The organism is Streptomyces sp. NPDC058375 (assembly GCF_042723425.1).
Taxonomy (GTDB): Bacteria; Actinomycetota; Actinomycetes; order Streptomycetales; family Streptomycetaceae; genus Streptomyces; species Streptomyces durocortorensis.
Genome location: NZ_JBHXJG010000089.1, coordinates 1 through 26,632 on the forward strand (window position 1 = coordinate 1; position 26,632 = coordinate 26,632).

24 protein-coding genes, 1 pseudogene and 1 riboswitch are annotated in these 26,632 nt (G+C 71.9%); of the genes and pseudogenes, 16 read left to right on the top strand and 9 right to left on the bottom strand.

Annotation, left to right across the window (positions count from 1 at the left end; all coding sequences use genetic code 11):
• Nucleotides 1-45: 45 nt before the first annotated feature.
• The 3 genes from ACFWM7_RS16760 (at nucleotide 46) to ACFWM7_RS16770 (ending at nucleotide 3,228) form a co-directional block, all read left to right on the top strand.
• Nucleotides 46-504 carry an Lrp/AsnC family transcriptional regulator gene (locus tag ACFWM7_RS16760; RefSeq protein WP_383261036.1) on the top strand — a complete coding sequence of 153 codons (459 nt, stop codon included), beginning with the start codon at nucleotides 46-48 and terminating at the stop codon, nucleotides 502-504.
• A 184-nt stretch (nucleotides 505-688) separates the two neighbouring features.
• Nucleotides 689-1,486, top strand: a complete 798-nt coding sequence (locus ACFWM7_RS16765) for a carbon-nitrogen hydrolase family protein (RefSeq protein ID WP_383260990.1) — start codon at nucleotides 689-691, stop codon at nucleotides 1,484-1,486.
• Nucleotides 1,487-1,533: 47 nt separating this feature from the next.
• Nucleotides 1,534-3,228, top strand: a complete 1,695-nt coding sequence (locus ACFWM7_RS16770; protein WP_383260992.1) for a flavin monoamine oxidase family protein — start codon at nucleotides 1,534-1,536, stop codon at nucleotides 3,226-3,228.
• Nucleotides 3,229-3,298: 70 nt separating this feature from the next.
• Here ACFWM7_RS16770 and ACFWM7_RS16775 read toward each other — a convergent pair whose 3' ends face one another.
• Nucleotides 3,299-4,009: a DUF5995 family protein gene (locus ACFWM7_RS16775; protein WP_383260994.1), complete on the bottom strand. Its 711-nt coding sequence runs from the start codon at nucleotides 4,007-4,009 to the stop codon at nucleotides 3,299-3,301.
• Between the two features lie 96 nt (nucleotides 4,010-4,105).
• Between ACFWM7_RS16775 and ACFWM7_RS16780 the strand changes: the two genes are divergently transcribed.
• On the top strand, nucleotides 4,106-4,492 hold the full coding sequence (locus tag ACFWM7_RS16780; protein WP_383260996.1) for a hypothetical protein: 387 nt from the start codon (nucleotides 4,106-4,108) through the stop codon (nucleotides 4,490-4,492).
• Nucleotides 4,493-4,503: 11 nt separating this feature from the next.
• Here ACFWM7_RS16780 and ACFWM7_RS16785 read toward each other — a convergent pair whose 3' ends face one another.
• Both ACFWM7_RS16785 and ACFWM7_RS16790 read right to left on the bottom strand, forming a co-directional pair.
• Entirely contained in the window at nucleotides 4,504-5,919 is a 1,416-nt protein-coding gene (locus ACFWM7_RS16785) for a uracil-xanthine permease family protein (RefSeq protein ID WP_383260998.1), read from the bottom strand.
• 369 nt (nucleotides 5,920-6,288) lie between these two features.
• Nucleotides 6,289-7,518 (bottom strand): MFS transporter, encoded by a 1,230-nt coding sequence (locus tag ACFWM7_RS16790; RefSeq protein WP_383261000.1) that lies wholly within the window; start codon nucleotides 7,516-7,518, stop codon nucleotides 6,289-6,291.
• Between the two features lie 164 nt (nucleotides 7,519-7,682).
• Between ACFWM7_RS16790 and ACFWM7_RS16795 the strand changes: the two genes are divergently transcribed.
• Nucleotides 7,683-8,873, top strand: coding sequence for an ROK family transcriptional regulator (locus ACFWM7_RS16795; RefSeq protein WP_383261002.1), 1,191 nt, complete (start codon nucleotides 7,683-7,685; stop codon nucleotides 8,871-8,873).
• 89 nt (nucleotides 8,874-8,962) lie between these two features.
• On the opposite strand, the gene ACFWM7_RS16800 is transcribed toward ACFWM7_RS16795, so the two are convergent.
• Both ACFWM7_RS16800 and ACFWM7_RS16805 read right to left on the bottom strand, forming a co-directional pair.
• Nucleotides 8,963-9,709, bottom strand: a complete 747-nt coding sequence (locus tag ACFWM7_RS16800) for an SDR family oxidoreductase (RefSeq protein WP_383261004.1) — start codon at nucleotides 9,707-9,709, stop codon at nucleotides 8,963-8,965.
• A gap of 183 nt (nucleotides 9,710-9,892) precedes the next feature.
• Nucleotides 9,893-12,262: a chitinase C-terminal domain-containing protein gene (locus ACFWM7_RS16805; protein ID WP_383261006.1), complete on the bottom strand. Its 2,370-nt coding sequence runs from the start codon at nucleotides 12,260-12,262 to the stop codon at nucleotides 9,893-9,895.
• Between the two features lie 333 nt (nucleotides 12,263-12,595).
• A riboswitch (FMN riboswitch) is annotated at nucleotides 12,596-12,726 on the top strand.
• A gap of 174 nt (nucleotides 12,727-12,900) precedes the next feature.
• On the opposite strand from ACFWM7_RS16805, the gene ribD reads away from it, so the two are divergent.
• The 10 genes from ribD to ACFWM7_RS16855 all read left to right on the top strand — a co-directional run bounded on the left by ribD (nucleotide 12,901) and on the right by ACFWM7_RS16855 (nucleotide 21,498).
• Complete coding sequence (gene ribD / locus ACFWM7_RS16810; protein WP_383261009.1) at nucleotides 12,901-14,010, top strand: bifunctional diaminohydroxyphosphoribosylaminopyrimidine deaminase/5-amino-6-(5-phosphoribosylamino)uracil reductase RibD; 1,110 nt, start codon at nucleotides 12,901-12,903, stop codon at nucleotides 14,008-14,010.
• Nucleotides 14,011-14,619 carry a riboflavin synthase gene (locus ACFWM7_RS16815; RefSeq protein ID WP_383261010.1) on the top strand — a complete coding sequence of 203 codons (609 nt, stop codon included), beginning with the start codon at nucleotides 14,011-14,013 and terminating at the stop codon, nucleotides 14,617-14,619.
• Nucleotides 14,616-15,260, top strand: coding sequence for a nicotinamide riboside transporter PnuC (locus ACFWM7_RS16820; protein WP_383261012.1), 645 nt, complete (start codon nucleotides 14,616-14,618; stop codon nucleotides 15,258-15,260). The genes ACFWM7_RS16815 and ACFWM7_RS16820 overlap by 4 nt, the downstream gene beginning before the upstream one ends.
• The gene (locus ACFWM7_RS16825) at nucleotides 15,257-16,555 is read left to right on the top strand and encodes a bifunctional 3,4-dihydroxy-2-butanone-4-phosphate synthase/GTP cyclohydrolase II (RefSeq protein ID WP_383261015.1); all 1,299 of its coding nucleotides are present in this window, start codon (nucleotides 15,257-15,259) and stop codon (nucleotides 16,553-16,555) included. Before ACFWM7_RS16820 ends, ACFWM7_RS16825 begins: the two co-directional genes overlap by 4 nt.
• Nucleotides 16,556-16,586: 31 nt before the next feature.
• Nucleotides 16,587-17,072, top strand: coding sequence for a 6,7-dimethyl-8-ribityllumazine synthase (gene ribH / locus ACFWM7_RS16830; RefSeq protein ID WP_003970409.1), 486 nt, complete (start codon nucleotides 16,587-16,589; stop codon nucleotides 17,070-17,072).
• A gap of 35 nt (nucleotides 17,073-17,107) precedes the next feature.
• Nucleotides 17,108-17,380 (top strand): phosphoribosyl-ATP diphosphatase, encoded by a 273-nt coding sequence (locus tag ACFWM7_RS16835; RefSeq protein ID WP_003970410.1) that lies wholly within the window; start codon nucleotides 17,108-17,110, stop codon nucleotides 17,378-17,380.
• Nucleotides 17,381-17,435: 55 nt separating this feature from the next.
• The gene (hisG, locus tag ACFWM7_RS16840; protein ID WP_383261018.1) at nucleotides 17,436-18,284 is read left to right on the top strand and encodes an ATP phosphoribosyltransferase; all 849 of its coding nucleotides are present in this window, start codon (nucleotides 17,436-17,438) and stop codon (nucleotides 18,282-18,284) included.
• A 39-nt stretch (nucleotides 18,285-18,323) separates the two neighbouring features.
• On the top strand, nucleotides 18,324-18,794 hold the full coding sequence (locus ACFWM7_RS16845; protein ID WP_383261021.1) for a PH domain-containing protein: 471 nt from the start codon (nucleotides 18,324-18,326) through the stop codon (nucleotides 18,792-18,794).
• 191 nt (nucleotides 18,795-18,985) lie between these two features.
• Nucleotides 18,986-20,395: a hemolysin family protein gene (locus ACFWM7_RS16850; RefSeq protein ID WP_383261023.1), complete on the top strand. Its 1,410-nt coding sequence runs from the start codon at nucleotides 18,986-18,988 to the stop codon at nucleotides 20,393-20,395.
• A complete protein-coding gene (locus ACFWM7_RS16855; protein WP_383261025.1) occupies nucleotides 20,392-21,498 on the top strand; it encodes a hemolysin family protein in 1,107 nt (368 codons plus the stop codon). The genes ACFWM7_RS16850 and ACFWM7_RS16855 overlap by 4 nt, the downstream gene beginning before the upstream one ends.
• Before the next feature lie 78 nt (nucleotides 21,499-21,576).
• Here the strand turns inward: ACFWM7_RS16855 and ACFWM7_RS16860 are convergent, their stop codons facing one another.
• Nucleotides 21,577-23,481 carry an AAA family ATPase gene (locus ACFWM7_RS16860; RefSeq protein WP_383261041.1) on the bottom strand — a complete coding sequence of 635 codons (1,905 nt, stop codon included), beginning with the start codon at nucleotides 23,479-23,481 and terminating at the stop codon, nucleotides 21,577-21,579.
• 359 nt (nucleotides 23,482-23,840) lie between these two features.
• Nucleotides 23,841-24,470, bottom strand: a complete 630-nt coding sequence (locus ACFWM7_RS16865; protein WP_383261027.1) for a uridine kinase — start codon at nucleotides 24,468-24,470, stop codon at nucleotides 23,841-23,843.
• A 196-nt stretch (nucleotides 24,471-24,666) separates the two neighbouring features.
• Between ACFWM7_RS16865 and ACFWM7_RS16870 the strand changes: the two genes are divergently transcribed.
• The gene (locus ACFWM7_RS16870) at nucleotides 24,667-26,043 is read left to right on the top strand and encodes a peptidase C39 family protein (protein WP_383261030.1); all 1,377 of its coding nucleotides are present in this window, start codon (nucleotides 24,667-24,669) and stop codon (nucleotides 26,041-26,043) included.
• 70 nt (nucleotides 26,044-26,113) lie between these two features.
• Here the strand turns inward: ACFWM7_RS16870 and ACFWM7_RS16875 are convergent, their stop codons facing one another.
• Entirely contained in the window at nucleotides 26,114-26,248 is a 135-nt protein-coding gene (locus tag ACFWM7_RS16875; RefSeq protein WP_383261033.1) for a multicopper oxidase domain-containing protein, read from the bottom strand.
• 7 nt (nucleotides 26,249-26,255) lie between these two features.
• A pseudogene (locus tag ACFWM7_RS16880) lies at nucleotides 26,256-26,501 on the bottom strand (multicopper oxidase domain-containing protein); the annotation flags it as partial.
• Nucleotides 26,502-26,632 lie beyond the last annotated feature (131 nt).

Here is a 26,632-nt window from a genome sequence, read left to right on the forward strand (position 1 = left end):
GGCCTCCCGCAAGCCGACCCACCGCAGAGAAGTGAACCGCCCGACGTGCGCCTGAACGACCTCGACGAACGCATCGTCCTCGCCCTCGCCGAAGACGCCCGGCGCTCCTACGCCGACATCGGCGCCCTCGTCGGCCTCTCCGCCCCCGCCGTGAAACGCCGCGTCGACCGGCTGCGCGCCGAGGGCGCGATCACCGGCTTCACCGTGCGGGTCGACCCGGCGGCGCTCGGCTGGGAGACCGAGGGGTTCATCGAGATCTACTGCAGCCGCAACACCTCCCCGGACGCGATCAAGCAGGGCCTCGCCCGCTACCCGGAGATCGCCTCCGCCTCCACGGTGACCGGTGAGGCCGACGCGGTGGTGCAGGTCTTCGCCGCCGACATGCGCCACTTCGAACAGGTCCTGGAGCGCATCGCGGGGGAGCCGTACGTGGAGCGCACGAAGTCGGTGCTGGTGCTCTCACCGCTGCTGCGCCGGTACTCCGCGGAGGCCCCGCCGGCCTGAAACGGGTGGCCCACATCACCCCGCTGACCTGCGGTGATGCTCCACGCAACGATTCGCCGCGCCAGGCCATTCCCGCGCAACGAATCGACGGTAGACGCGCAACACTCGCGCCTTGTCCGGGCCGATCCGGGCCACGTACCTTCGATACGTCTCCCCACCCCGCCCGCACCGCCCGAGGTCAGCCATGCCGTCGTTGCGCACCGCCCTGCTCCAGAGCTCCGGACGGCCCGGCGCCGTCGCCGAGAACCTGAAGGCGCTCGACGAGGCCGCCGCCCGGGCCGCCGAGGCGGGGGCCCGGCTGCTGGTCGCGCCCGAGCTGTTCCTCACCGGATACGCCATCGGCGATGCCGTCCCCGAGCTGGCCGAGACTGCGGACGGCCCCGGGTCCGAGGCGATCGCCGAGATCGCCGTACGCCACGGCCTCGCCGTCCTGTACGGCTACCCGGAGCGCGACGGGGAGCGGATCTTCAACGCCTCCCAGCTCATCGGCCGCGACGGCGCCCGGCTGGCGAACTACCGCAAGACCCACCTCTTCGGCTGCTTCGAGCACGAGTGGTTCACCCCCGGCGAGCAGACCGTCGTCCAGGCCGACCTGGACGGCATCCGCATCGGCCTGCTGATCTGCTACGACGTCGAGTTCCCGGAGAACGTCCGGGCGCACGCCCTGGCCGGCACCGATCTGCTGCTGGTGCCCACCGCGCAGATGCACCCTTTCCAGTTCGTCGCCGAATCCGTCGTCCCCGTACGGGCCTTCGAGAGCCAGATGTACGTGGCGTACGTCAACAGGGTCGGCCCGGAAGGCGAATTCGAGTTCGTCGGGCTCAGCTGCCTCGCCGGCCCCGACGGCACCGTCCGCACCCGCGCCGGACGCGCCGAGGAACTCGTGATCGGCGAGGTGGACCCGGAGTTCCTGGCCGCCTCGCGCGCCGCCAACCCGTATCTCGCAGACCGCCGCCCCGGCCTCTACGGCGCCCTCGCCTGAGCCCGTACCCTCCCGAACTTCCGTACCGCGCAAGGAGTCCGTACCCCATGACGTCCACGGTGCCCAACGCCGTCCAGCACACCGACGCGGCCGCCCCGCCGATCACCATGTTCGGGCCGGACTTCCCGTACGCGTACGACGACTTCCTCGCCCACCCGGCGGGACTCGGGCAGATACCGGCGACCGAGCACGGCCAGGAGGTCGCCGTCATCGGCGGCGGGCTCTCCGGCATCATCGCCGCGTACGAGCTGATGAAGATGGGCCTCAAGCCCGTCGTCTACGAGGCCGACCAGATCGGCGGGCGGCTGCGCACGGTCGGCTTCGACGGTTGCGACGGCGACCTCACCGCCGAGATGGGCGCGATGCGCTTCCCGCCGTCCTCCACGGCGCTCCAGCACTACATCGACCTGGTGGGCCTCCAGACGCAGCCCTTCCCCAACCCGCTCTCCCCGGCCACGCCCTCGACCGTCGTGGACCTCAAGGGCGAGTCGCACTACGCCGAGACCATCGACGACCTGCCGCAGGTCTACCGCGACGTGGCCGAGGCCTGGAGCGCGTGCCTGGAGGAGGGCGCCGACTTCTCCGACATGAACCGGGCGCTGCGCGAGCGTGACGTCCCGCGCATCCGGGAGATCTGGTCGCAGCTCGTCGAGCGGCTCGACAACCAGACCTTCTACGGGTTCCTCTGCGAGTCCGAGGCCTTCAAGTCCTTCCGGCACCGCGAGATCTTCGGCCAGGTCGGCTTCGGCACCGGCGGCTGGGACACCGACTTCCCCAACTCCATCCTGGAGATCCTGCGCGTCGTCTACACCGAGGCCGACGACCACCACCGTGGCATCGTCGGCGGTAGCCAGCAGCTCCCGCTGCGCCTGTGGGACCGCGAGCCGCAGAAGATCGTCCACTGGCCGCTCGGCACCTCGCTGGCCTCCCTGCACGACGGCGAGCCGCGCGGAGCCGTGACCCGGCTGACCCGTACGGCGGGCAACCGGATCACGGTCACCGACGCCACCGGCGACATCCGCACCTTCCGGGCCGCGGTCTTCACCGGCCAGTCCTGGCTGCTGCTCTCCAAGATCGACTGCGATGACGCGCTCTTCCCGATCGACCACTGGACGGCGATGGAGCGCACCCACTACATGGAATCGTCCAAGCTGTTCGTGCCGGTGGACCGGCCGTTCTGGCTGGACAAGGACGAGACCACCGGCCGCGACACCATGTCGATGACGCTCACCGACCGGATGACCCGGGGGACGTACCTCCTGGACGACGGGCCGGACAAGCCCGCCGTCATCTGCCTCTCCTACACCTGGTGCGACGACAGCCTGAAGTGGCTGCCGCTCTCCCCGAAGGAGCGCATGGAGGTCATGCTCAAGTCGCTGGGGGAGATCTACCCGAACGTCGACATCCGCAGCCGCATCATCGGCAACCCGGTCACCGTCTCCTGGGAGAACGAGCCCTGGTTCATGGGCGCGTTCAAGGCCAACCTGCCCGGCCACTACCGCTACCAGCGGCGGCTGTTCACCCACTTCATGCAGGACCGGCTGCCGGAGGACAAGCGGGGCATCTTCCTCGCCGGGGACGACATCTCCTGGACGGCCGGCTGGGCCGAGGGCGCCGTGCAGACCGCGCTGAACGCCGTGTGGGGCGTCATGCACCAGTTCGGCGGGGCGACGGACGGCACCAACCCCGGACCCGGCGACGTCTTCGACGAGATCGCGCCGGTCGAGCTTCCGGAGGACTGAGTCCGGGGCCGTACCGGCGCGGGCGTCAGCGGCAGGGGCCTGGCGCGGGGGCGGGGAGCCGACGCGGGCGTCAGCGGCAGGGGGTGAGCAGGAGCCGCCCCACCAGGCCCGCGCCCGCGTCGGTCCGCTGCCGGAACTCCTCGGCCAGCGACGGGGATCCGCGCAGCCGCCAGAGCACCCGGGCCGCCGACCAGGCCGCCTCGCGCGCCCGCTCCAGGCTCCAGGAACTCACCAGATGGGCCAGGGGATCCGCGATCTCCAGGAGGTCCGGCCCCGGCATCAGCTCGTCGTGGATCCGCTCCTCCAGCAACGCGAGGAGATCGCCCACGCGCTCGAACTCCCCTTCCAGGTCCGGCGGATCGCAGCCGAGCGTACGACAGGTGTCCACCACCGCCAGGACCAGATCGTGGCCCACGTGCGCCTGCAGGCCGCTGAGCGCGAACTGCAGCGGACGTACGCCGGGATGGCGGCGGTACGGGAGCAACGGACGCCAGCACTCCGGCGGCCGCCCGCCCGCCGTCGCCGTCTCCACGGCCGACAGATAGCGCTCCGCGCAGCGCACGCCCAGCTGGGCGGCGGCCTCCCGGCCGGCGAGCCCGCCCCCGCCGAGGGCCGGGCCGACCCGCTCGACGACCTCCAGATAGGCCGCGTTGAAGACGGCCACCCCGTCCCCGGACGGCCACCGGGAACGCAATTCCCGCATACGTTCGATCACTCGGGAGTCGCCCGTCGGTAACGCGGCGACACCGGACGGGACTTCGGACTGCTCGATCTGCGTCATGCGCGGAGCGTCCCAGCCATAGGCTCGCCACGGCGCCGACCGGTCCGAGGTTCATCGGAACGGGCGAACAACGGTGCCGGAAAAGGGGATCGAGGAGTGCCGGGCACCCGCGTACGAGGCCGCACCGCTCACCGCGAACGCCGCCGCGCGGCCCGCCGGCACGCCCTGCTCGCCGTCGCCTCGGCGGTGGTGGCGATCGGAGCGACGGCCGGGCTGATCGACGCGGGCCACGAGGACGGGCGCAACACGGCCCGCCCCGAACCGGCGGCCGCAGTCTGGAAGGCGAGCTCCGCCAAGGCTCTCGCGGCGGGACTGACCTGCCGCCCGGTCGAGGAGTCCGTATGCGACATCGCCGCCTGGCTCCTCGGACCGTCCGGTCTCGACGAGGCGCTCGGCGAGTACCGCACAGTGGGGAGGACCGAGACCCTCACCGCCGAACGCGAACAGACCCTGCTCGCGGCGGTGGACGCCTCCCCGCGCTGATACCGGCCGCCTCAGGACTTCCCGGCCCCCGTGCCCTGGTCGCTCGTGTCCTCGCCGTCCTCGTCGTACGCCGACGTGCCCGAGTCCAGCAGCGGTTCCTGGGTCTTGAGGTGGGCCGGGGCGAAGGCCCGCAGGACGTGGTAGCCGGTGATCACAACGATCGTGCCGAGCGCGATGCCGCCCAGCTCGAAGTTGTCGGTGATCTTCAGGCTGACCCCGCCGACGCCGATGATGATGCCCGCGGCGGCCGGGACGAGGTTCAGCGGATTACGCAGGTCCACCCGGCCGTTGAGCCAGATCTGCGCACCCAGCAGGCCGATCATCCCGTACAGGATCACCGTGATTCCGCCGAGCACCCCGCCCGGGATCGCCGCGACGACCGCGCCGAACTTGGGGCACAGGCCGAAGAGCAGCGCGAAGCAGGCGGCGGCCCAGTAGGCGGCCGTGGAGTAGACGCGGGTCGCGGCCATCACGCCGATGTTCTCGGAGTACGTGGTGTTGGGCGGCCCGCCCACGGCGGTGGAGAGCATGGAGGCCGCGCCGTCCGCGGCGATGGCGGTGCCGAGCTTGTCGTCGAGCGAGTCGCCGGTCATCTCGCCCACGGCCTTCACATGCCCGGCGTTCTCCGCGACCAGCGCGATCACCACGGGCAGCGCCACCAGGATCGCGGACCACTCGAAGGCCGGCGTGTGGAAGGTCGGCAGCCCGATCCAGTCGGCCTTGCCGACGGCGGAGAGGTCCAGGCGCCAGTGATCGGCGGCGGCGCCACCGCCGACCGGGGAGTGGATCTTCCCGAACACCAGGTCCAGCACCCAGGACAGCACGTACCCGAAGACCAGCCCCAGGAAGATCGCGATCCGGGAGAGGAAGCCGCGCAAGCACACCACGGCGAGGCCGGTGAACAGCATCACCGCCAGCGCCGTCCACTGGTCCTGCGGCCAGTACGTGGAAGCGGTCACCGGCGCCAGGTTGAAGCCGATCAGCATCACCACCGCGCCCGTCACCACCGGCGGCATCGCCGCGTGGATGATCCGCGCGCCGAACCGCTGCACGGCGAGACCCACCAGGAACAGGGCCACCGCGACCGCGAACACCGCACCCGTGATGGTGGCGACATCGCCGCCGCTCGCCCGGATCGTGGCCGCGACACCGACGAAGGAGAGCGAGCAGCCCAGATAGCTGGGCACTCGGCCCTTGGTCGCCAGCAGGAAGATCGCGGTCGCGACGCCGGACATCATGATCGCGAGGTTCGGGTCGAGTCCCATCAGGACCGGGGCCACGAACGACGCCCCGAACATCGCCACCACGTGCTGGGCGCCGAGCCCGAACGTACGGGGCCAGGAGAGCCGTTCGTCGGGGCGGACGACCGCCCCGGGCGCGGGGGTCTTCCCGTCGCCGTGCAAGGTCCAGCGCACGCCGAGGCTCATTGGTTGCTCCCTGAAGGTCTGCTCGGTGTGCCGGCCGGTCTGCGACCCGGGGTTCGGTGTTCACCTGCGGAAAAGATCAGCGCCATGGTAGTGGTGCGCCGGGTGGAGGCCGCGCGGAGGCCACCCGCCGCGCGGCCGCCCCCTGCCCGTACGTGATCGGTCTCCCGGCCGCGTACCGCCGTGGCCCGCCTGTACGTGATCGGTCTCCCGGCCGCGTACCGCCGTGGCCCGCCTGTACGCGTTCGGTCTCCCGGCCGCGTACCGCCGTGGCCCGCCTGTACGCGTTCGGTCTCCGGTCGTCTACCGCCGTGCCCCGCCCGTACGCGATCGGCTTCCCGGCCGCGTACGTCCTCCCCTCCCGGTCCCGCGTCAGCCTCCAGCGGTGCTCTTCGTCGTCGCGCCGCCGGCGACCGCCGAGCCCGTGACCTTGCGGTCGGCCGACCGCAGCACGCCCGCGCCCAGCACCAGGCCGAAGGCCAGCACCGTCACCACGCCGAACGACACCACCAGCGAGGTCGCCTCGGCCAGCGAGCCGATCGCGGAGGGGGCGATCAGGCCCGAGGTGTACGTGATGGTGGCGACGCCCGCGATGGCCTGGCTCGGGTTCGCTCCGCTGCGCCCCGCCGCGGCGAAGGCCAGCGGGACCACGACCGCCACGCCCAGGCCCAGCAGCCCGAAGCCGCACATCGCGGCCGCGGGGGAGGGCGAGAACACGACCAGCAGCCCGCCCGCGGTGGCCATCACTCCGCCGGTCCGCACCGTGCGGACCGCGCCGAACCGGTCGACGATCCGGTCCCCGGCGATCCTGGCGACCGCCATCATCAGGGCGAACGCCGTGGTGGACGCGGCCGCGAGACCGTCCGAGCTGTCCAGGACGTCCCGCAGGTAGACCGCCGACCAGTCCAGGCTGGCCCCCTCGGCGAACACCGCACAGAACCCGACCGCCCCGATGATCAGGGCCGACTTCGGCGGCAGCGTGAACCGCGGCGGCGGCTCCTCGTCCGGGTGGCTCTGGATGTCGAGGACGTCCCGGCAGGCGATCAGGCCCAGCGCCGTGAGCACCATGGCCGCGACGAGATGGTGCGTCCGGGCGTCGGTCGCGGTGTGGGCGGCGACCGTGCCCGCCGCCGAACCGATCAGCGCGCCCACGCTCCACATGCCGTGCAGCCCCGACATGATCGACTTGTCGAGACGGTTCTCCACCTCGACGCCCAGCGCGTTCATCGCCACGTCGGACATCCCCGCCGTCGCCCCGTAGACGAACAGCGCGGCGCAGAGGGTGAGCAGGTTCGGCGCCAGCGCGGGCAGGATCAGAGCCAGGGTCCAGAGCGCCAGCAGCCCCCGCAGGGCCGTACGGGCTCCGAAACGATGGCTGATCCGGCCGGCCAGCGGCATCGCGATCGACGCGCCGATCGCCGGGAAGGCCAGCGCCAGGCCGAGCTGCCCCGCACTCACCCCGGCGTGGTCCTGGATCCACGGCACCCGGGTCGCGAAGCTGCCGGTCACCGCCCCGTGGACGGTGAAGACCGCGGCGACGGCGATCCGCGCCCGTTTCACCTGCTGTGTGCTGTAGACCGTGACGGTCGAGTCCTTCGTCATGCCGTCGAGCCCCTCCCCTGGGAATCCTCGGATGCCGGCCGTTCCGGCGCTCCGCCGCTTCCGCGCGACGATGCGTGGCGTAAACTATCAGGAACCCTGCCTGATAAATAGTCGTTTCCCACCGGCCCGAAAGCGGCGGGGCAGCGATCTGGAAGGATCCCGGTATGCCCGCCTCACCGAGCACGGCTCGGGCCATCAACGACCGGCTCGCCCTGCGGCTGCTCCAGCAGGACGGCCCGCTGACGGCCACCCAGCTCAAGACGCTGACCGGACTCTCCCGGCCCACCGTCGCCGACCTCGTCGAACGGCTCCGCAGCGCCGGTCTGATCCAGGTCGTCGGCGAGTCCGGAGCCGTCCGTCGCGGCCCCAACGCCAAGCTGTACGGGATCGTCGCCGACCGCGCCCATCTCGCCGCGCTCGACGTGCGTCTCGGCAGCGTCAGCGTGGTCGTCACCGATCTGCTGGGTACGACGCTCGCCGAGGACTCGCTGCCCATCGGCAGCGACACCGGCACCGAACCCGCCGTCGAGCGGTCCGCCGCCCTGCTGGAGCACACCGCCCGCGTGGCCGGGCCCGTACCCCTGCACAGCGTCGGGGTCGGCGCGCCCGGGCTGATCGACCCCGCCACCGGCGAACTGCGCGACAGCTCCGGCCTGCCCGCCTGGCACCGGGGCCTGGTCCGGGAGCTCCAACGTCGGCTTCCCGCCACCGTCCTGGTGGAGAACGAGACCAACCTCGCAGCCGTCGCCGAGCACCGGGAGGGCGCCGTCCGCGACCGGGAGACCTTCGTCCTGCTCTGGCTCGGCCAGGGGATCGGGGCCGCCGTGATGCTGGACGGCAAGCTGCGTCAGGGGGCGTCCGGCGGTGCGGGGGAGATCGGCTTCCTGCCCGTCCCGGGGGTGAGCGGGCTGCCCTCGGCGGTCAACTGCGAGGGCGGATTCCACTCCCTGGCCGGCTCGGTCGCCCTGTGCGAACTCGCCGCCGCGCACGGACTCGTGGACCTCGGCGCGGTGGCGGAGGGCGGTGAGGAGGCGGCCGCCGTGGACGCGGTGCGGGCCGCTCTGGAGGCGGGGGAGGCGGGTGAGCCCTTCCTGAAGGAGGTGGCCGACCGGCTCGCCCTCGGCTCCGCCGCCGTCGTCTCGGTGCTCGACCCCGGCTGCGTCCTGCTCGCGGGGGCCGTCGGCCATGCGGGCGGGGCCGCACTCGCGGCCCGGGTCGAGGAACGGCTGGCCGCGATGTCACCCCTGCGCACGGAGGTCCGCGCCGGTTCGCTGGGCGACGGGGCCGTGCTGCGCGGTGCGCTGATCAGCGCCCGGGACGCGGCGCAGGACGCGCTGTTCGCCCCGGAGGGCTGAACCGCGGGTCGGGGAGCCGCGGGCTGTCGGCGGCCCAAGGTTCCCCGGACGCCCGCCGGGCGTGCCGGATCAGGCCGGGTGCCGGTGGCTCAGCCCAGGCGGCTGTGGCGGCGGTCGAGGAACTCCTCGAACGTCACGGTCCCCACGGCGTGTTCGGGCGCCAGATGGTCACCGCGCCGGTAGCCCGCGTACGCCTTGCCCGCCAGCCGGACCGGCACCACCCGCCGCCTGCGCCCGGTGGCCCGCAGGAACGCCCCGGCCAGGTCGGTCAGCGTACGGACCTCGGGGCCGCCCAGGTCGGGCGCCCGGCCGACCGGTCCGCCGAGCGCCAGGGCGGCCAGCCGGCCGGCGACCTCGCCGCTGTCGACGGGCTGGAGCGACACCCCGGCGGCCACCGGCAGCACGGGCAGCCTGGCCGCGCCGGACAGGACGCGCAGGGCCAGGTCGTGGAACTGCGTGGTCCGCAGGATCGTCGAGCCGAGCCCGGAGTCCTCGATCATCCGCTCGACGCGGTGCTTGACCGTGTAGTAGCCCAGCGGAAGCCGGTCCACGCCCACGATCGAGATGTAGAGGAGATGCGGCGTCCCGGCCCGCTTCGCCGCGTTGATGAGGAATCCCGCCGCCCGGTCGTCGCCGCCGCGCGGGGTGGTGGCGCAGTGGACGATCACGTCCGCCCCCTCGACCGCCGCGTCGAGGCCCTTGCCATCGCGGAGATCGACGGCGTACGAGGGGGAGCGGCGGCTGAGACCGCGGACGTCGGCCCCTTCGGTGCGCAGCCGCTCCGCGACCTGCCGCCCGAGGGTTCCGGTGGCGCCGGTGACCAGAATCGTCGTCATGGGGCCAGCCTGCCAGAGCGCTCGCCCGCTCCGGCGGCGACCGGGCGAGAACCGCTCGTGCCCCGGCGGCGAATGAGGGAGAACCGCTCACTCCCCACCCCGGCGGCGACCGCGCGAGAACCGCCCACGGCCCGGCGCGAGCGGGGAGAACCGCTCACACCGGGCCGAAGGGCACAGGAGGGCTCAGCAGGCGCCGAGGTCCTTCCAGACGCCCCACTCGCCGGTGGTGCCGGGCTTCTCGCCCTTCGTCCACCAGGACGCCTTCCACTGACGGCCGTCCTGGCTGACGGTGGAGCCGCCGCCGTACTCGGTGGCCGCGTTCCACGCCGGGGCCGAGCAGCTGCCGCCCGGCTGCGTCGGAGTCGGCGTCGGCGTCGGACCGGTCGGGTCCGGAGTCGGGGTCGGGGTCGGGGTCGGGTCGGTCCCGGTGCCGGGCTCGACCACCGTGGTGCCGCGCGCCAGGTCACCGGCGAGGGCGTAGGACTTGCCGCCGAAGGTCACGGTCCAGTTCGACGGGGTGGAGGTGGGCAGGTAGTAGACGAAGTCCAGCTCCACCGAGGCGCCGGGGGCCAGGCTCTGCCAGGCCGGGAGCTTCAGCGAGACGCGGTTGTAGTCGCCCTTCAGCCCGCCGATGTTGTCGGCCGCCGTGTGGTCGCTGCGGATGATCGTCGTACCGAAGCCGGACTGGTCCTTGGCGTTGGCCGGGGCGGAGGTGGAGTAGTCGAACTGGAACTCCGTACCGCCGGGCAGTGTGGCCTGGGTCCGGTTGGTGAACTTCAGCTTGGGGCTGATCGGGTAGTTGGAGTCGCCCAGCGGGAACTGCCCGAAGGAGACGTCGATGTTCAGCGCCTCGGTCGGCAGGGCGGTCGTGGCGCGCTTCGCGCCGTACGGGGTGGCCGACTTGAACGCGTCGTACATCGCGGTGGTCAGCGTGGAGCCCGTCTCGTACTGGCCCTTGGCCGCGTTCCACCGGTAGTCGCCCGCCAGCTCCCAGATCATCGTGCCGCCGATGCCCTTGTCCACGACGTAGTCGGCCTTGGCCTTCACCGACTGCTCGTCCTCGGTGGAGAGGAACACCTTCTTCTCGGCGTTCCACAGCCACGGGGCGACCAGCGTGGAGTGGTACTTACGGGCGTACGTGCCGGTCAGCTGGGTGTTCGCGGGGAAGCCGTAGTCGGTGACGTAATCCCCGACGATGCCCTTCTCCAGGTTCTTCGCGTGCCACATCGGGTTGGAACCGGCGGGCGATTCCTTGCCGCCCGTGTCCTTGTCGTGCCACAGGTTGTCGATGCCGACCGCGCCGTCACCGCACTTGGTCAGCCCCGCGCCCGCCGGGCAGTCGGTCGTGGCCGCCTTGCCCCACAGGCCGTCGGTGCCGCCCTGCACGTTCTTGAAGCCGCGGGTGTAGTACGGCAGTCCGATGTTGATCCGGCCTGCCGGCATCGAGCCGCGGAAGTAGCGGTAGGCCCAGTCGGTGTTGAGGTAGCCGAGGCCGCCGTACTGCGAGGTGGTGTACACACCCGCCTGCGCCAGCTCGTTGTCCTTGCCGTCGTCGAACAGCGAGGCGTTGGGCCCGACATACTCGTTCCAGGCGCCGTGCAGGTCGTAGGACATGATGTTGACGTAGTCCAGGTACTTCTGCATCTGGTACGTCTCCATGCCCCGCAGCAGATAGCCGGAGGAGGGGGCGGCGACGGTCAGCAGGTAGTGCTTGCCGTCGGCCTCGCCCGCGCGGTCGAGCTTCTCGCGCAGCGTCTTCATCAGCGCGTCGTAACCCTTGACCAGGCCCGCCCGGCGGCCGTTGGCCAGTGTGTGGTCCAGCGGGTTGCCCGCGTCCTTCATCGTGGTGGCGTACTCGTAGTCGATGTCGACGCCGTTGAAGCCGTACTTCTTGATGAAGCCGACGGCCGAGTCGGCGAAGGTGTTGATGCCCGCCTGGTTGACCGAGCCGTCGGCGTTGGTCGCCATCGAGTAGAAGCCGCCCGAGTCGACGCGCTTGCCGTCAGGGCCGAAGTAGCCGCCCGTCTCGGCCCAACCGCCCACGGAGACCAGGGTCTTCACGTTCGGGTGCTGCTTCTTGTACTTCGTCAGCAGGTTGAAGTGCCCCTTGTAGGGGAGCGCCGGGTCCATCTCCGCGCCCGCCACGCCGGGCCAGGTCATCCCGGTGGAGGCGTTGTCGGCGCTGTCCGGCCCGACCGAGAGCTTGTTGGCGCCGTCCACGTGCGCGAAGGCGTAGTTGAGGTGCGTGACCTTGTCCCACGGGATGTCCGGGACCAGGTAGGCGTCCTTGCCGTCCTTGCCGGTACGCCAGTTGGTGAAGTAGCCGATGACGCGCCGTTTGTGGTCGGCGCCCATCTTCTCGCGTCCGTCGCTGTCGTAGACGGAGCAGTAGGGGGTGGTGACACCGGGGGTCTTGTACAGCCCGTCCGGGCGACAGGACTCGTGGTCGGTGGCGGCCGCCGAAGGGGTGGCGGCGAGTGAACTCAGCAGCAGTCCGGCGACGGCTGCGCCGGCGGCGAGGAGTGAGGCTCTCGCTCGGGTGGGGGACAGCATGTGGTCGTTCCTCCTGGGGAGGTCGGCAGAACACAACTGGCTGAAAGAAGGTGGGCCTGTCGGGGTCCTGGTGTGCGCGCACCGTGGGACCGAACCTCGGAGGTGACGCAGAGATTAAGAGGACTAGACCAGTGCGTCAATAGGTCTGGACCTTTAAGGCTCAACTTCATGAATGACTACGTTGTCGCGTTCATCCCGACGTGAACGCGCCACGTTTTCCGTGACCCGGCGTGACTCGGTGTGACCGGGTCGACACGAATCCTGTGACCCAGCCCACAGTGCTCACCCGCATGGCCGAGAGGCGTCCGTGGCAGACTGGTTCCGTACCAGTAGCAGCGCACTCCGGGGTCGGTGCAATTCCGAACCGGCGGTTATAGTCCGCGACCCGTCCGCAGCCAGCGGCCGGTTGACCAGGTGAAATTCCTGGACCGACGGTTAAAGTCCGGATGGGAGGCAGTGCGCGGCGGGTTGTCATCGGTACGCCGCCGTCGGCGGACGCATGGCCGGGAGAACTCCCGGACGCCGTGCGTTCCTGGCGTTTCCCGTTCTCGGGATTTCGGCGTTTCCGCAGGTGATCCGCTTCATCTGTCGTCATCGACAGGCCCCGGAGTCCGTGCCCGAAGAGGCAGGAGGACCCGGTGGACACCGCAGCCGACATCACCGCCATGCGCCGAGCGATCACGCTCGCCGCGCGCGGTCTCGGCTCCACCAGCCCCAATCCGGTCGTCGGATGCGTGATCACCGACGCCGCCGGAGCCGTGGCCGGTGAAGGCTTCCATCAGCGCGCCGGAGGGCCGCACGCCGAGGTCCACGCCCTGCGCGCGGCCGGCGACCGGGCCCGCGGCTCCACCGCCTACGTCACCCTCGAACCCTGTAACCACACCGGCCGCACCGGCCCCTGCGCCCAGGCCCTCCTGGCCGCCGGGATCAGCCGTGTCGTCTACGCGGTCGGCGACCCGAACCCGCAGGCCACCGGCGGCGGCGACACCCTGCGCGCGGCCGGGGTCCAGGTGGAGCAGGGCCTCCTCGCCGACGAGGCCGAGGCGGGCAACGCCGCCTGGCTGACCTCGGTGCGCCTCGGGCGGCCGTACGTCCTGTGGAAGTACGCCGCCACCCTCGACGGCCGCGTCGCCGCCGCCGACGCCACCAGCCGCTGGATCACCTCGCCCGAGGCTCGCGCCGACGTCCACCGGCTGCGCGCCGAGGCCGACGCCGTGCTCGTCGGCTCCGGCACCGCCCGCACCGACGACCCCCAGCTGGGCGTACGCGGCATCGACGGCGCCACCCAGCCGCTGCGGGTCGTCGTCGACACCAACGCCACCGCCGTGAAGCCCGGCGCCCGGGTCCTGGACGCCACCGCGCCCACCCTGGTCGCCGTGGCCGACGACGCCCCGGCCGGACACCTCCCCGAGGCCGCCGTCCTGCGCCTGCCCCGTGCGGCCGCCGGACCCGGCCTCGACCTCGACGCGCTCCTCGAAGACCTGCACACCCGGGGCGTCCGCTCCGTACTCCTCGAAGGCGGCCCCACCCTCGCGGGCGCCTTCGTCGCCGCCGGGAAGGTCGACAAGGTCGTCGGCTATCTCGCCCCGGTCCTGCTCGGAGCCGGCCCCGCCGCCCTCGCGGACGCCGGAATCTCCACCATCTCCGAGGCGTTGCGCCTCGATGTGACCGAGACCGTGCCGATCGGCCCCGATCTGCGCGTCACCGCCGTCCCCGCCGTCCCCGCCCCTGCTCGGAAGGGAAACTGAGTGTTCACCGGAATTGTCGAAGAACTGGGTGAGGTCACCGCCGTCGAGCAGCTGGCCGACGCCTCCCGCTTCCGGCTGCGCGGCCCCCTCGTCACCGAGGGCGCGAAGCACGGCGACTCCATCGCGGTCAACGGCGTCTGCCTCACCGTCGTGGACACCGGCGACGGCGAGTTCACCGCCGACGTGATGGCCGAGACGCTGAAGCGCTCCAGCCTCGGCGCGCTCGCCCCCGGCTCCCGGGTAAACCTGGAGCGCCCGATGGCGCTCGGCGGCCGGCTCGGCGGACACCTCGTCCAGGGCCATGTGGACGGCACCGGCACCATCGTCGAGCGCACCCCCTCCGAGCACTGGGAGATCGTCAAGGTCTCCCTGCCCGCCGAGCTGCCCCGGTACGTCGTGGAGAAGGGCTCCATCACCGTCGACGGCGTCAGCCTCACCGTCGTCGAGGCGGCGGCCGACTACTTCACCATCAGCCTCATCCCCACCACCCTCGCCCTGACCACGCTCGGCCACAAGCAGCCCGGCGACCCGGTCAACCTGGAAGTGGACGTCATCGCCAAGTACGTCGAGCGGATGCTCGGCGAGCGGGCCGGACAGGACCCGCGATGAACGCCGCCTCCTGGCTCAACTCCGAGGCCTTCACCGTGTTCGGCCAGCACATCAAGTGGTCGGACATGATCGGCAACATCGTCGGCCTGATCGCCCTGGCCCTCGGCTGGCGGCGCTCCATCTGGACCTGGCCCGCCCAGCTCCTCTCCGGCGTGATCCTGCTCGTCGCGTTCGCCTCCGCGCACCTCTCCGGCAGCGCGGGCAAGCAGCTGGTCGTCATCGTCGTCGCCCTGTGGGGCTGGTGGTCCTGGAACCGCGGCAGGCAGCAGGCCCAGGACGGCTCCATCGCCGTCCGCTTCGCCACCTGGCGCGAACGCGGCGTGCTGATCGGCGCCGCCGCTCTCGGCACCCTCGCCGTCGGCGGCCTGTTCACCGCGTTCCCGTCGCTGTCCTGGGATCCGTGGCCGGACGCGTACATCTTCGTCGGCACCGTCGTCGCGATGTACGCCCAGGCCCGCGGCATGGTCGAGTTCTGGTTCGCCTGGCTGCTCGTCGACCTGGTCGGCGTACCCCTGAACTTCGCCAACGGATTCGCCTTCTCCGGCTTCGTCTACGTCATCTACGGCGCCCTCGTCCTGTGGGGGATGCGCGACTGGTGGCTGCGTACGCGGACACCCGCTCTGGAAGGAGCCACGGCATGACTGCCCAGCCCACCTGGCTGCACCCCGGCCACGACCCGCTCCCCGAGAACCTCTCCCTGGACCCGGTCGAGCAGGCCATCCGCGACATCGCGGCGGGCCGCCCCGTCGTCGTCGTGGACGACGAGGACCGCGAGAACGAGGGCGACCTCGTCATCGCCGCCGAGAAGGCCACCCCCGAGATCGTCGCCTTCATGATGAGCGAGTGCCGCGGCCTGATCTGCGCGCCCATGGAGAGCGACGAGCTGGAACGCCTCGAACTGCCGCAGATGGTCGAGGACAACACCGAGTCGATGCAGACCGCCTTCACGGTCTCCGTCGACGCCTCCGCCGTCCACGGCGTCACCACCGGCATCTCCGCCGCCGACCGCGCCACCACCCTGCGGCTTCTCGCGGGCGGCGTCGCGGGCCCCGGCGACTTCGTCCGGCCCGGCCACATCTTCCCGCTGCGCGCCCGCTCCGGCGGCGTCCTCGTCCGCAACGGCCACACCGAGGCCGCCGTCGATCTCGCCCGGCTCGCCGGGCTCCGCCCCGCCGGCGCGATCGTCGAGATCGCCGGCGCGGATGGTGTCATGCTCCGGCTGCCCGAGCTGGTCCCCTTCGCCCGCAAGCACGGTCTGACGATCATCTCCATCGAGGACCTGATCGCCTACCGCCGCAGCAGCGAGCCGACCGTCCGCCGCGAGGCCGAGACCCGGCTGCCCACCACGTTCGGCGACTTCACCGCGTACGGCTACCGCTCCATCGCCGACGGGGTCGAGCACGTCGCCCTGGTCCACGGCGACATCGGCGACGGCGAGGACGTCCTCGTCCGGATCCACTCCGAGTGCCTGACCGGCGACATCTTCCAGTCCCAGCGCTGCGACTGCGGCCCCCAGCTGCACGCATCCATGCGGCGCATCACCGAAGCGGGCCGGGGCGTCGTCGTCTACCTCCGCGGCCACGAGGGGCGCGGCATCGGCCTGCTCTCCAAGCTGCGCGCGTACGAACTCCAGGAGCGCGGCGTCGACACCCTCGACGCCAACCTGGAGCTCGGCCTGCCCGCCGACGCCCGCGACTACGCCGCCGGCGCCCAGATCCTCAAGGAGCTCGGCGTCACCAGCCTGCGGCTGATGACCAACAACCCCGACAAGACCGCGGCCGTCGTCCGCCACGGACTCGCCGTCACCGGCCGGGAACCCATGCCCGTCCAGGCCGGCGAGCACAATCTGCGCTACCTGCGCACCAAGCGCGACCGGATGGGCCACGACCTGCCGTGGCTCGACGGAACCCCGGCGTCGACCTGCGCCAACCAGTAACGAACACTTCTTAACCAGCAACAGGAGAGACATGAGCGGCAAGGGTGCACCCGAACTGTCTGTACGCAACTGCGGCGACCTCCGCGTGGCCGTGATCGCGGCCCAGTGGCACGAGAAGGTCATGGACGGACTCGTCGACGGCGCGCTGCGCGCCCTGCACGAGCTGGGCATCGACGAGCCGACCCTGCTCCGGGTGCCCGGCTCCTTCGAGCTGCCCGTCGTCGCCAAGGTGCTCGCCGGACGCGGCTACGACGCGATCGTCGCCCTCGGCGTGGTCATCCGGGGCGGCACCCCCCACTTCGAGTACGTCTCCCAGGGCGTCACCCTCGGCCTCACCCAGGTCACCGTCGACACCGGTGTTCCCGTCGGCTTCGGCGTACTGACCTGCGACACCGAGGAGCAGGCGCTCGACCGGGCCGGCCTCGAAGGGTCCAACGAGGACAAGGGGCACGAAGCGGTCACCGCGGCCGTGGCCACCGCGGCCACGCTGCGGACCGTCAGCGAACCCTGGCGCTGAGTGCCCTTCGGCGACCCCGTATTCTGAGGACCATCATGGCCAACAAAACCTTCGAAGAGCTCTTCACCGAGCTCCAGCTCAAGGCCGCCGAGGGCGACCCCGCGACCTCCCGCACCGCCGAACTGGTCGACAAGGGCGTCCATGCCATCGGCAAGAAGGTCGTCGAGGAGGCCGCCGAGGTCTGGATGGCCGCCGAGTACGAGGGCAAGGAAGCCGCCGCCGAGGAGATCTCCCAGCTGCTGTACCACGTCCAGGTGATGATGGTCGCGCGCGGGATCTCGCTCGACGACGTCTACGCCCATCTCTGAGCAGACACCTGCCAGCCCGTTCCGCAACCCCTCCGCACAAAGGAAACCTGACCTCATGCTGCGCATCGCCGTCCCCAACAAGGGTGCAATCTCCGGGCCTGCGATGGCGATGCTCCATGAGGCGGGCTACCGGCAGCGCAAGGAGTCGAAGGAACTGGTCCTCGTCGACCCGACGAACGAGGTCGAGTTCTTCTACCTGCGGCCGCGCGACATCGCGATCTACGTCAGCTCCGGCAAGCTCGACATCGGCATCACCGGCCGCGACCTGCTGCTGGACTCCGGGGCCGAGGCCGAGGAGATCCTGCAGCTCGGCTTCGCCCGCTCCACCTTCCGCTACGCCACGAAGCCCGGCACGGCCACCGGCCCCAAGGACTTCACGGGCATGACGATCGCCACGTCCTACGAGGGCATCGTGGCGAAGCACCTGGCCGACGAGGGCGTCGACGCCTCCGTCGTGCACCTCGACGGCGCCGTCGAGACCGCCATCGAGCTCGGCGTCGCCCAGATCATCGCCGACGTCGTCGAGACCGGCACCAGCATGCGCAACGCGGGCCTGGAGATCATCGGCGAGCCGATCATGAAGTCGGAGGCCGTGGTGATCCGCCGCACCGGCGCCCCCGCCGACGACCCCAAGGTGCAGCAGTTCCTCCGCCGCCTCCAGGGCGTCCTGGTCGCCCGGTCCTACGTGATGATGGACTACGACTGCCGCGTCGAGCACCTGGAGCGCGCCGTCGCCCTCACCCCGGGCCTGGAGTCGCCGACCATCTCCCCGCTGCACCACGAGGGCTGGGTCGCCGTCCGCTCCATGGTCGCCGCCAAGGAAGCGCAGCGGATCATGGACGACCTGTACGAGCTCGGCGCCCGCGCCATCCTCACCACGGCCATCCACGCCTGCCGCCTCTGACGGCCCCGGCCACCCGCACCCCCCCGAGAGAAGACCCCGATGTCCGCGCCCAGGCCCGAACTCCCCACCCTGCCGGTCACCTTCCGGCCCACCCTCACCCGGGTGGTCCTGCTGAGCGTGGGCGTGGCGATGTTCCTCGTCATCACCGTCATCGCGCTGATGCTGGAGCGGCTCAACGCGGGGGAGCGGGCCAGCTTCGTCTTCGTCGCGGCGCTCTTCCTGGGTGTCCTGGCCCTGCTCAGCAGGCCCAAGGTCACCGCCGACGACACCGGGGTCACCGTCGTCAACATCACCCGGACCCGCAGGCTGGCGTGGGAGGAGATCCTCCGCGTCAACCTGCGCTCCGGCGACCCCTGGGTCTTCCTCGACCTCAGCGACGGCACCAGCATGCCCGCCCTCGGCATCCAGCCCGGCATGGCCAAGCAGCAGGCCATCCGCGACGCCCGCGCCCTGCGCTCCCTCGCCGAGGCGCGCGGCGCCGGAAGCGACGACACCCCCTTGGACGGCTGAGCCCCTGCCCGGCGCGGGGCCTTCTTGTCTACTCTGGTGGGCGGCGGCGCCCCGTGCGCCCCACCCCGCCCGTACCACGGCCCCACCCGGGCCCGCGGGGACTTCCTGCGACCCAAGGAGTGACTCCCTCCAGCAATGGACGGATCGTCCGGTAGTACCTGCGCCGCCCCTTCCCCGGAGGCGGCGGCCTCATGACCACCCCCCTGCTGCTCCTCGCGGCGGCCTTCCTCCTCATCCTCGCCAACGGGTTCTTCGTGGCAGCCGAATTCGGGCTCGTCACCGTGGAGAAACCCGACGCCGAACGAGCCGCCGCCGAGGGCGACCGACGCGCCCGTACCGTCGTCGAGGCCCTGCGCGAACTCTCCTTCCAGCTCTCCGGCACTCAGCTCGGTATCACCCTCACCTCCCTGGTGGTGGGCATGCTCGCCGAACCGGCCCTCGCCCAGCTGCTCGCCGGGCCCCTCACCGCCACCGGACTCCCCGCGGGGGCCGTCTCCGGCGTCGCCGTCGTCATCGGCATGCTGCTGGCCTCCGCCGTCCAGATGATCGTCGGCGAACTCGTGCCGAAGAACTGGGCGGTCTCCCGGCCGCTCCAGGTGGCCCGCTTCGTCGCCGGACCGCAGGCCCGCTTCGCGGCCCTCCTGCGACCGGTGATCACCCTCCTCAACGCCCTGGCCAACCGGCTGGTACGCCTCTTCGGCGTCGAGCCCACCGACGAACTGGCCTCCGCCCGCACCCCGGGCGAACTGGTCTCCCTGGCCCGGCACTCAGCCGAGGCCGGAGCACTGGAACAGGACACCGCCGACCTCTTCGTCCGGACCCTCTCGCTGGCCGGCCTCACCGCCCAGCACGTCATGACCCCCCGGGTGAAGGTCAGCGCCCTGCACTCCTCCGCGACCGCCGAGGACGTCCTCAACCTCACCCGCGCCACCGGCCTCTCCCGCTTCCCGGTCTACCGGGACCGCATCGACGAGGTCATCGGCATGGTCCACCTCAAGGACGCCCTCGCCGTCCCCGCCCACGAGCGCCTGCGGACCCCGGCCGGCCGGATCGCCGTCGCCCCGCTCCTGGTGCCCGGCACGCTGCCGGTGGAACACCTGCTGCGACGGCTGCGCCACGAACAGCCGATAGCCGTGGTCGTCGACGAGTACGGCGGCACCGCCGGCGTCGTCACGCTGGAGGACATCATCGAGGAGCTCGTCGGCGAGGTCCGCGACGAGCACGACGCCGAGGGCGCGGGCCGCCCCGAGCTGACCGCCGCCACCGCCGAGGACGGCCGCCCCGCGTGGGACGCCGAGGGCAGCTGCCGGGTGCACACCCTGCGCCGCGGCGGCCTGGACGTCCCCGACGGACCGTACGAGACCGTCGCCGGGCTCGTCGCGGAACTCCTGGGCCGCATCCCCGCCCCCGGCGACCGGGCCGAACTCCCCGGCTGGCGGATCACCGTCCGCCAGGTCGGCCACAACCGCGCCGAACGGGTCCGGTTCACCCGGACGTCCGACCCGCTGCCGGACCCGGCCGCACGACGCGGCCTGTCGAAGGCGTCCGGGCGGAGCACGCCTGACGCATCCGGGCGCGCCCTGCTGGAGGCCGCGCGATGAGCCTGCTCCAACTCCTCCTCGCCGCCCTCCTCGTGCTGGCGAACGGCTTCTTCGTCGGCGCGGAGTTCGCCCTCGTCTCCGTCCGCCGCAGCCAGATCGAACCGCTGGCCGCCCAGGGCTCCGGCCGGGCCCGCACCGTCCTGCACGGCCTGGAGAACCTGCCGCAGATGATGGCCGCCGCCCAGTTCGGCATCACCGTCTGCTCCCTCACCCTCGGAGCCGTCGCCGAGCCGACCGTCGCCCACCTCCTGGAGCCGGTCTTCCACGCGGCGCACCTCCCCGAAGGGCTCGTCCACCCCCTGGGCTTCGCCCTCGCGCTCATGACCGTGGTCGTCCTGCACCTGGTCATCGGGGAGATGGTCCCGAAGAACCTCGCGATGGCCGCGCCCGAACGGACCGCACTCTGGCTCAGCCCCGGCCTGGTCGCCTTCGCCCGGCTCTGCCGCCCGGCCACCACCGCGCTCGGCGCCTGCGCCGGTCTGGTCCTTCGGCTCGTCGGCGTCGAGCCGAAGGACGAGGTGGAGGCTGTCTTCACCAGTGAGCAGCTCAACCGGCTCGTGGAGGACTCCGGACAGGCCGGCCTCCTCGGACCGGAGGCCGCGATGCGCCTGGAGGACGCCCTCGAACTGGGCAGCAGGCCCGTCGCCGACGTCCTGCTGGAGCGGGCGTCGCTCGTCACGGTCGACCCGTCGGTGACTCCGCGCCGGATCGAGGAGCTGACGGTACGCACCGGCTTCTCGCGCTTCCCGGTCTGCGCCGAGGGCGGCGGCCCCTTCATGGGCTACCTCCACGTCAAGGACGTGCTGGAGCTGGAGGATGCCGACCACGCGGTCCCGCGGCAGATCTGGCGCCCGATGGCGACCGTACGGGCCGAACTCCCCCTGGACGACGCCCTGACCGTGATGCGCCGCGCCGCGACGCACCTCGCCCAGGTCGCCGACGGATCGGGCCGGGTCCTCGGCCTGGTCGCCATGGAGGACGTCCTGGAGACGCTGGTGGGGGAGGTACGCGACCCGGCCCACCGGGTGGTGTCCGTGCCCCGCCGTACGGTGGACGTACCCAGGACACCGGGGCGGCCGCCGTCCGGAGCCCTCGTGCGCTGAGCCGGCGGTGAGGGCCGGGCCCGCGTGCCCTGACGGTGGGTGAAGGCCGGGCCGGGGTGTTGACTTCCGGCCCGGCCCTCACACCGCGCCCGGCTCCTGCTTGCCCCGGCCCACCGGACCGCGCCCCGACAGCACCTCGCCGTACGCCTGCATCAGGTCCGGCAGCCGCAGCGTCGACAGATCCTCCCGGGTCAGCCCGCCCGCATAGCCGGAGAGCCGCAGATCCCGGTAGGCGCAGCTCTTCTCGTACAGCGTCCGCAGGAAACGGCCGTTGCCCAGCTCGTCGATCCACCCCTGGTCCACCACATGGCCGCTGATGGACCGCAGCTCGTCCACCGCCTCCTCGTCCCACACGTCGTCGTTCTCGGCGGCCAGGACGCCCCCGATCGCGGTGAGTTCGAGCGGCCGGTAGCTGGGGAAGTCGACCCGGCTGGTGAAGCGGGAGGAAAGACCCGGGTTGGTGGCGAGGAGGCGGTCCATGCCCTCCGGGTAACCCGCGAGGATGACGACGAGATGGTCCCGGTTGTCCTCGGCCCGCTTGAGGAGCACCTGCAACGCCTCGTCGCCGTACGCGTCGCCCTTGCTGTAACCGGAGTTGGCCAGGCTGTACGCCTCGTCGACGAACAGCACCCCGCCCAGCGCCGAGTCGATCAGCTCGTTCGCCTTCACCGCCGTCTGACCCAGGAACTCCCCGACCAAGTCGGACCGTTGGGCCTCGACCAGATGATCGCCGCCGAGCAGCCCGAGGGCGTAGAAGACCCGGCCCAGGATGCGGGCCACCGTGGTCTTGCCGGTGCCGGAGGGGCCGGAGAAGACGAAATGGCGCTTCGGCGGCTGCACGGGGAGGCCCTGCTCGGCCCGCAGCCGGGCCATGTTCAACTGCGCCGAGAGCGCCTTGACCTGCCGCTTGACCGGCTCCAGGCCGACCATCCGCTCCAGCTGCGCCAGCGCCTCGGCCAGCAGCGCGGGATCGCTGGGCCCGGCCGGGAAGGGCGGCGGCTTGCGGGTCTTGGTGCGGCGGGCGCCCTCGACCGGGACGGGCGGACCGGGGACCGGATCGTCGCCGAGCAGCCCCGCTTCGCCCACCGGCCAGGACTCGCGCCCGTCCACCAGGTCGGTGCCGAGCAGCGCGTCGCCCTCCGGTTGCGCCTCCGCCGCCGAGCCCCCCGAACCGAAACCGGTCAGGGTCACGGCGGCCAGATCCGCCGACTCGTCGTACCCGTCGCCCTCCACGAGCGCGGCGAGCCGGGCGGAGGTGTCCATGAACGCCGGGTCCACCCGGTGGACCGCCCGGTACAGCGGCAGGGCGGCCGCGCTGCGCCCCGTGCCCTCGTGGGCCCGCGCCAGCCAGTAGCGCAGCTCCTTGCGCTGGGGCTGCTCGCTGCGACACCGCATCAGCGCGGCCGACAGCAGCGGCTCCGCCTGCCCGAACATCTCCAGCCGCACCCGGGCCATTCCGCCGAACAGACCCGCCTCGATGCCCAGCATCGGATCGTCGACGAGCTGCTCGGTGCACCGCACCAACTGCTCCCAGTCCTTGACCAGATACGAGCGGCAGGCGTGCAGGAACCGCACCTGCGGGTCCGCGTCCACCGGCGGCAGTCCGGCCAACGCCCGGTCCAGCTCGGGCACATGGCGGCCGTCCAGCCAGTGCGAGGCGTGCGCCAGCAGCAGATCGCGCGGGCTCTCCAGCACCGGCTGCACCCACCAGCCCAGCCAGTACCAGGAGTTGAGCGTACGGCGGTGGCGTGCGCGCTGTTCGCCGAAGCGGTCGCGGTGCCGGTACATGCGTAACAGCGCCGTGGTGGTGTCGATCCGCAGCGCGTGGAGGCCGAGCCAGCCGTCCGCCATGCCGGGATCGAACCGCACCGCGGCTCTGAACTCCTCCTCGGCCTGCGGGTAGGCGCCCATCGTGTAGGCGTCCATGCCACGCAGCCAGGCGAGGTCGGCGGGGGCCCCAGCGCCCTGTGTGCCGATGTCCATCAGGTCCCCCACAAACCGTGCCCCCAGGATGTCCCGCCCGCACAGCATGCCCACCGGAGCGTGCTGAATCACGGCGTGGAGGAAGGGAATTGACCACACCGAGGTGCATCGTACCCGCGCACAGGGGGAGGAGCCGCTCAACGGCCGACCCTCAGGGGCGGTCACCGAGGGTGAGGGAATCGCTCTGCGTAGTCGCCGGAGTGGGGTGGGGAGCACAGGGCGAAGCCCCCGATCACGGGGGAACAACCGGGGGCTTCGCGTCTGCGGGGGCTCCGAAAAGCCGCACAATGAGAACGTAAGTCCAGTAAGGCCCCCCGGTCAAGCAGAGTTGGGGCACTTCCGGCCCGATTTCCGACTGCTCAGTATGGCGGGGCGTCCTGGCTACCGTGTGTGACGTTTCGGTTCGCTCCCGCTGTCGCGCGAGGCCCCGGCAGCCACGCGTACCCCTGCGGCAACTGGCGTACCAGCGTGTCGGCGTACGGCCGTGAGGGATCTTCGGCGAAGTGCCGCGCCTCGGCGAGCGTCCACCCGTCCCAGAACCCGGTGAGCCCGGCCCCGTCCCGGCGTCGGCCCCGCTCCCAGGACGTCTCCCGGTCCAGCTCCATCCAGCACAGCGCCGCCAGCCACGGCCGCACCTCCCGGCGTCCCGCGCCGACCCCCTCCACCAGCACCACCGGGGCCGGCTCCAGGCTCCGCGCCGGCCCGAAGCGGCGCTCCGTCCAGTCGTACGGGAGATAGCGGGCGCGCTCGCCGCGCGAGAGGGGCCCGAGCACCTGCTCCCGCAGCCGTCCCGTCCAGCCGAACAGCTCCTCGTGCGTGGCCAGATCGTCCAGGCGGAGGACCGGGGCGCCGCCCAGCGCCGCAGCGAGGCGGCCGGTGAAGGTGCTCTTGCCCGAACCGGCGTGCCCGTCGACCGCGACGAGCCGGACCGGCCCGCAGGAGGGGGGCAGCGCGGCGAGGTCATCGGCGTGGCGGGCCAGGTCGTCCATGGCTCCAGGGTACGTTCCGGCACGGGGCCGCCCCCGGGAGTGGTTCGTGCCCCGCAGGTCACGCCAGTGGTCCAGACCCATATTGGTCCGTCGGCGGCCGCCGAACCGCTGGCCCGATCCGCCCCGGAACCGGGATAGTTGGCGCACCGAACGGCATCCGCAAGACCACCTTCCGCATCCGACCGGGGGTCACGACATGACCAGTCCGACTTCGCGCAGAACCGTTCTGACCGCCGCGCTCGCCGCGGCGGCCGGCGCCGGCACGGTGGCCTCCGCCACGACCGCAGCCGCGTCCTCGTCCACCGCCCCGTCCTCGCCCGCCGGCTCCGCCGCCGCCCCGAAGGCCCTCGTGGACAACCGCTTCTGGCACACCTACACCGACTGGCGCTGCGGCGACGGCGACGGCACCCGGATCCTGCCCGGCGCCCGCCCCGGCCTGGCGATCGCCACCCCGGCCGGCCGCACCGACTACACCGACCCGCACACCGGTGCGACGGCCGCCTGGGACTACGCCACCTGGACCTCGCCCGTCCACCGCTCCACGGTCCCCGCCACCGAGGTGATCGCCTCCTGGAACGCCCGTACGCCGGCCGGCACCTGGATCCAGATCGAGCTGAGCGGCGCCTACGCCGACGGCACCGCGACCCCCTGGTTCGTGATGGGCCGCTGGGCGGCGGGCGACGGCGGCATCCGCCGTACGTCCGTGGACGGCCAGGGCGACCCGCACACCTCCGTGTGGACGGACACCCTCTCGGTGGACGACCCGGCGAGCGGCGTACGCCTGGTCTCCTACCGGCTGCGGCTCACGCTGTACCGCACCCCGGGCAGCCGCCTCACACCGACCGTCTGGCGGGTCGGCGCGATGGCCTCCGACGTGCCCGACCGCTTCACCGTCCCCGCGAGCACCCCCGGGTCCGCCCGCGAACTGCCCGTGCCCCGCTACTCGCAGAACATCCACATCGGGCAGTACCCCGAGTACGACAACGGCGGCGAGGCGTGGTGCAGCCCCACCTCCTCCCAGATGATCATCGAGTGGTGGGGCCGGAAGCCCACCGCCGAAGACCTCGCGTGGGTCAAGCCCGGCCTGCCCGACCCCCAGGTCTGCCACGCCGCCCGCCACACCTACGACTACGAGTACGCGGGCTGCGGCAACTGGCCGTTCAACGCCGCTTACGCCGCCACGTACCGCGACATGAACGCCGTCGTCACCCGGCTCGGCTCGCTCACGGACGTGGAGCGGCTGGTCCGCGCCGGTATCCCCGTCATCACCTCCCAGTCCTTCCTGAAGGAAGAACTGACCGGCGCCGGATACGGCACGTCGGGCCACCTGATGACGGTCATCGGCTTCACCCCCGAGGGTGACGTCATCGCGAACGACCCCGCGTCACCCGACAACGACGCGGTACGCCGGGTCTACCGCCGGCGTGAGTTCGAGAACATCTGGCTCAGGACCAAGCGGTACGACGCCGAGGGGAAGGTCAGGAGCGGGACGGGCGGGGTGTGTTACGTGTACTGGCCCGACCGGCCCGCGCCGAGCCGGCAACGGGTGCTGCGGTCGCTCGGTCTGCTGTGAGCCGGCCCGCTTCTCGCGGTGCGACGGAGGCGGGCGGCGCAGGCGGGTGCGGGTGCTGGGGCGGAGGCTCTCAGTGGTGGGATCCGCCGTGCGCGTCCGGAGCGGCGATGGTCCGGGAGACCTTGTCCTCGCGCCCGGGGGCGACGACGAGGAACTGGCCCATCATGCCGTCGTCCTCGTGGCGCAGGACATGGCAGTGGTACATGTACGGGACTCGCTCGTCCGTGAGGGTGCGGGTGGTACCAGAGCGTCGACGCGGGCTGGTGGACTGTCCAGTGGGGCCGCCAGACCTCGTCGGCGGCCACCGTCTGGTGCGGTCCGCCGTCCATCGCGGGCGGCAGATGCATACCGTGCCAGTGCAGGGTCGTCGGCTCCGGGAGCCCGTTGCGTACGGTCAGGGCGACGCGGTCGCCGTCGCGCATCCGCAGAGTGGGGGCGAGGTAGGGGCCGTTGACGCCCTCGACCCATGGAGCGTCCCCTTCGGTTCCGTACCTGTCACTCAAAGCTGGCAGGTGGTCCGGGCACCTGTCAGCTCTTCCTGACACATCTCAGGGACGAGTACGGGACGGCTCAGGGGAGGCCTCGGGGT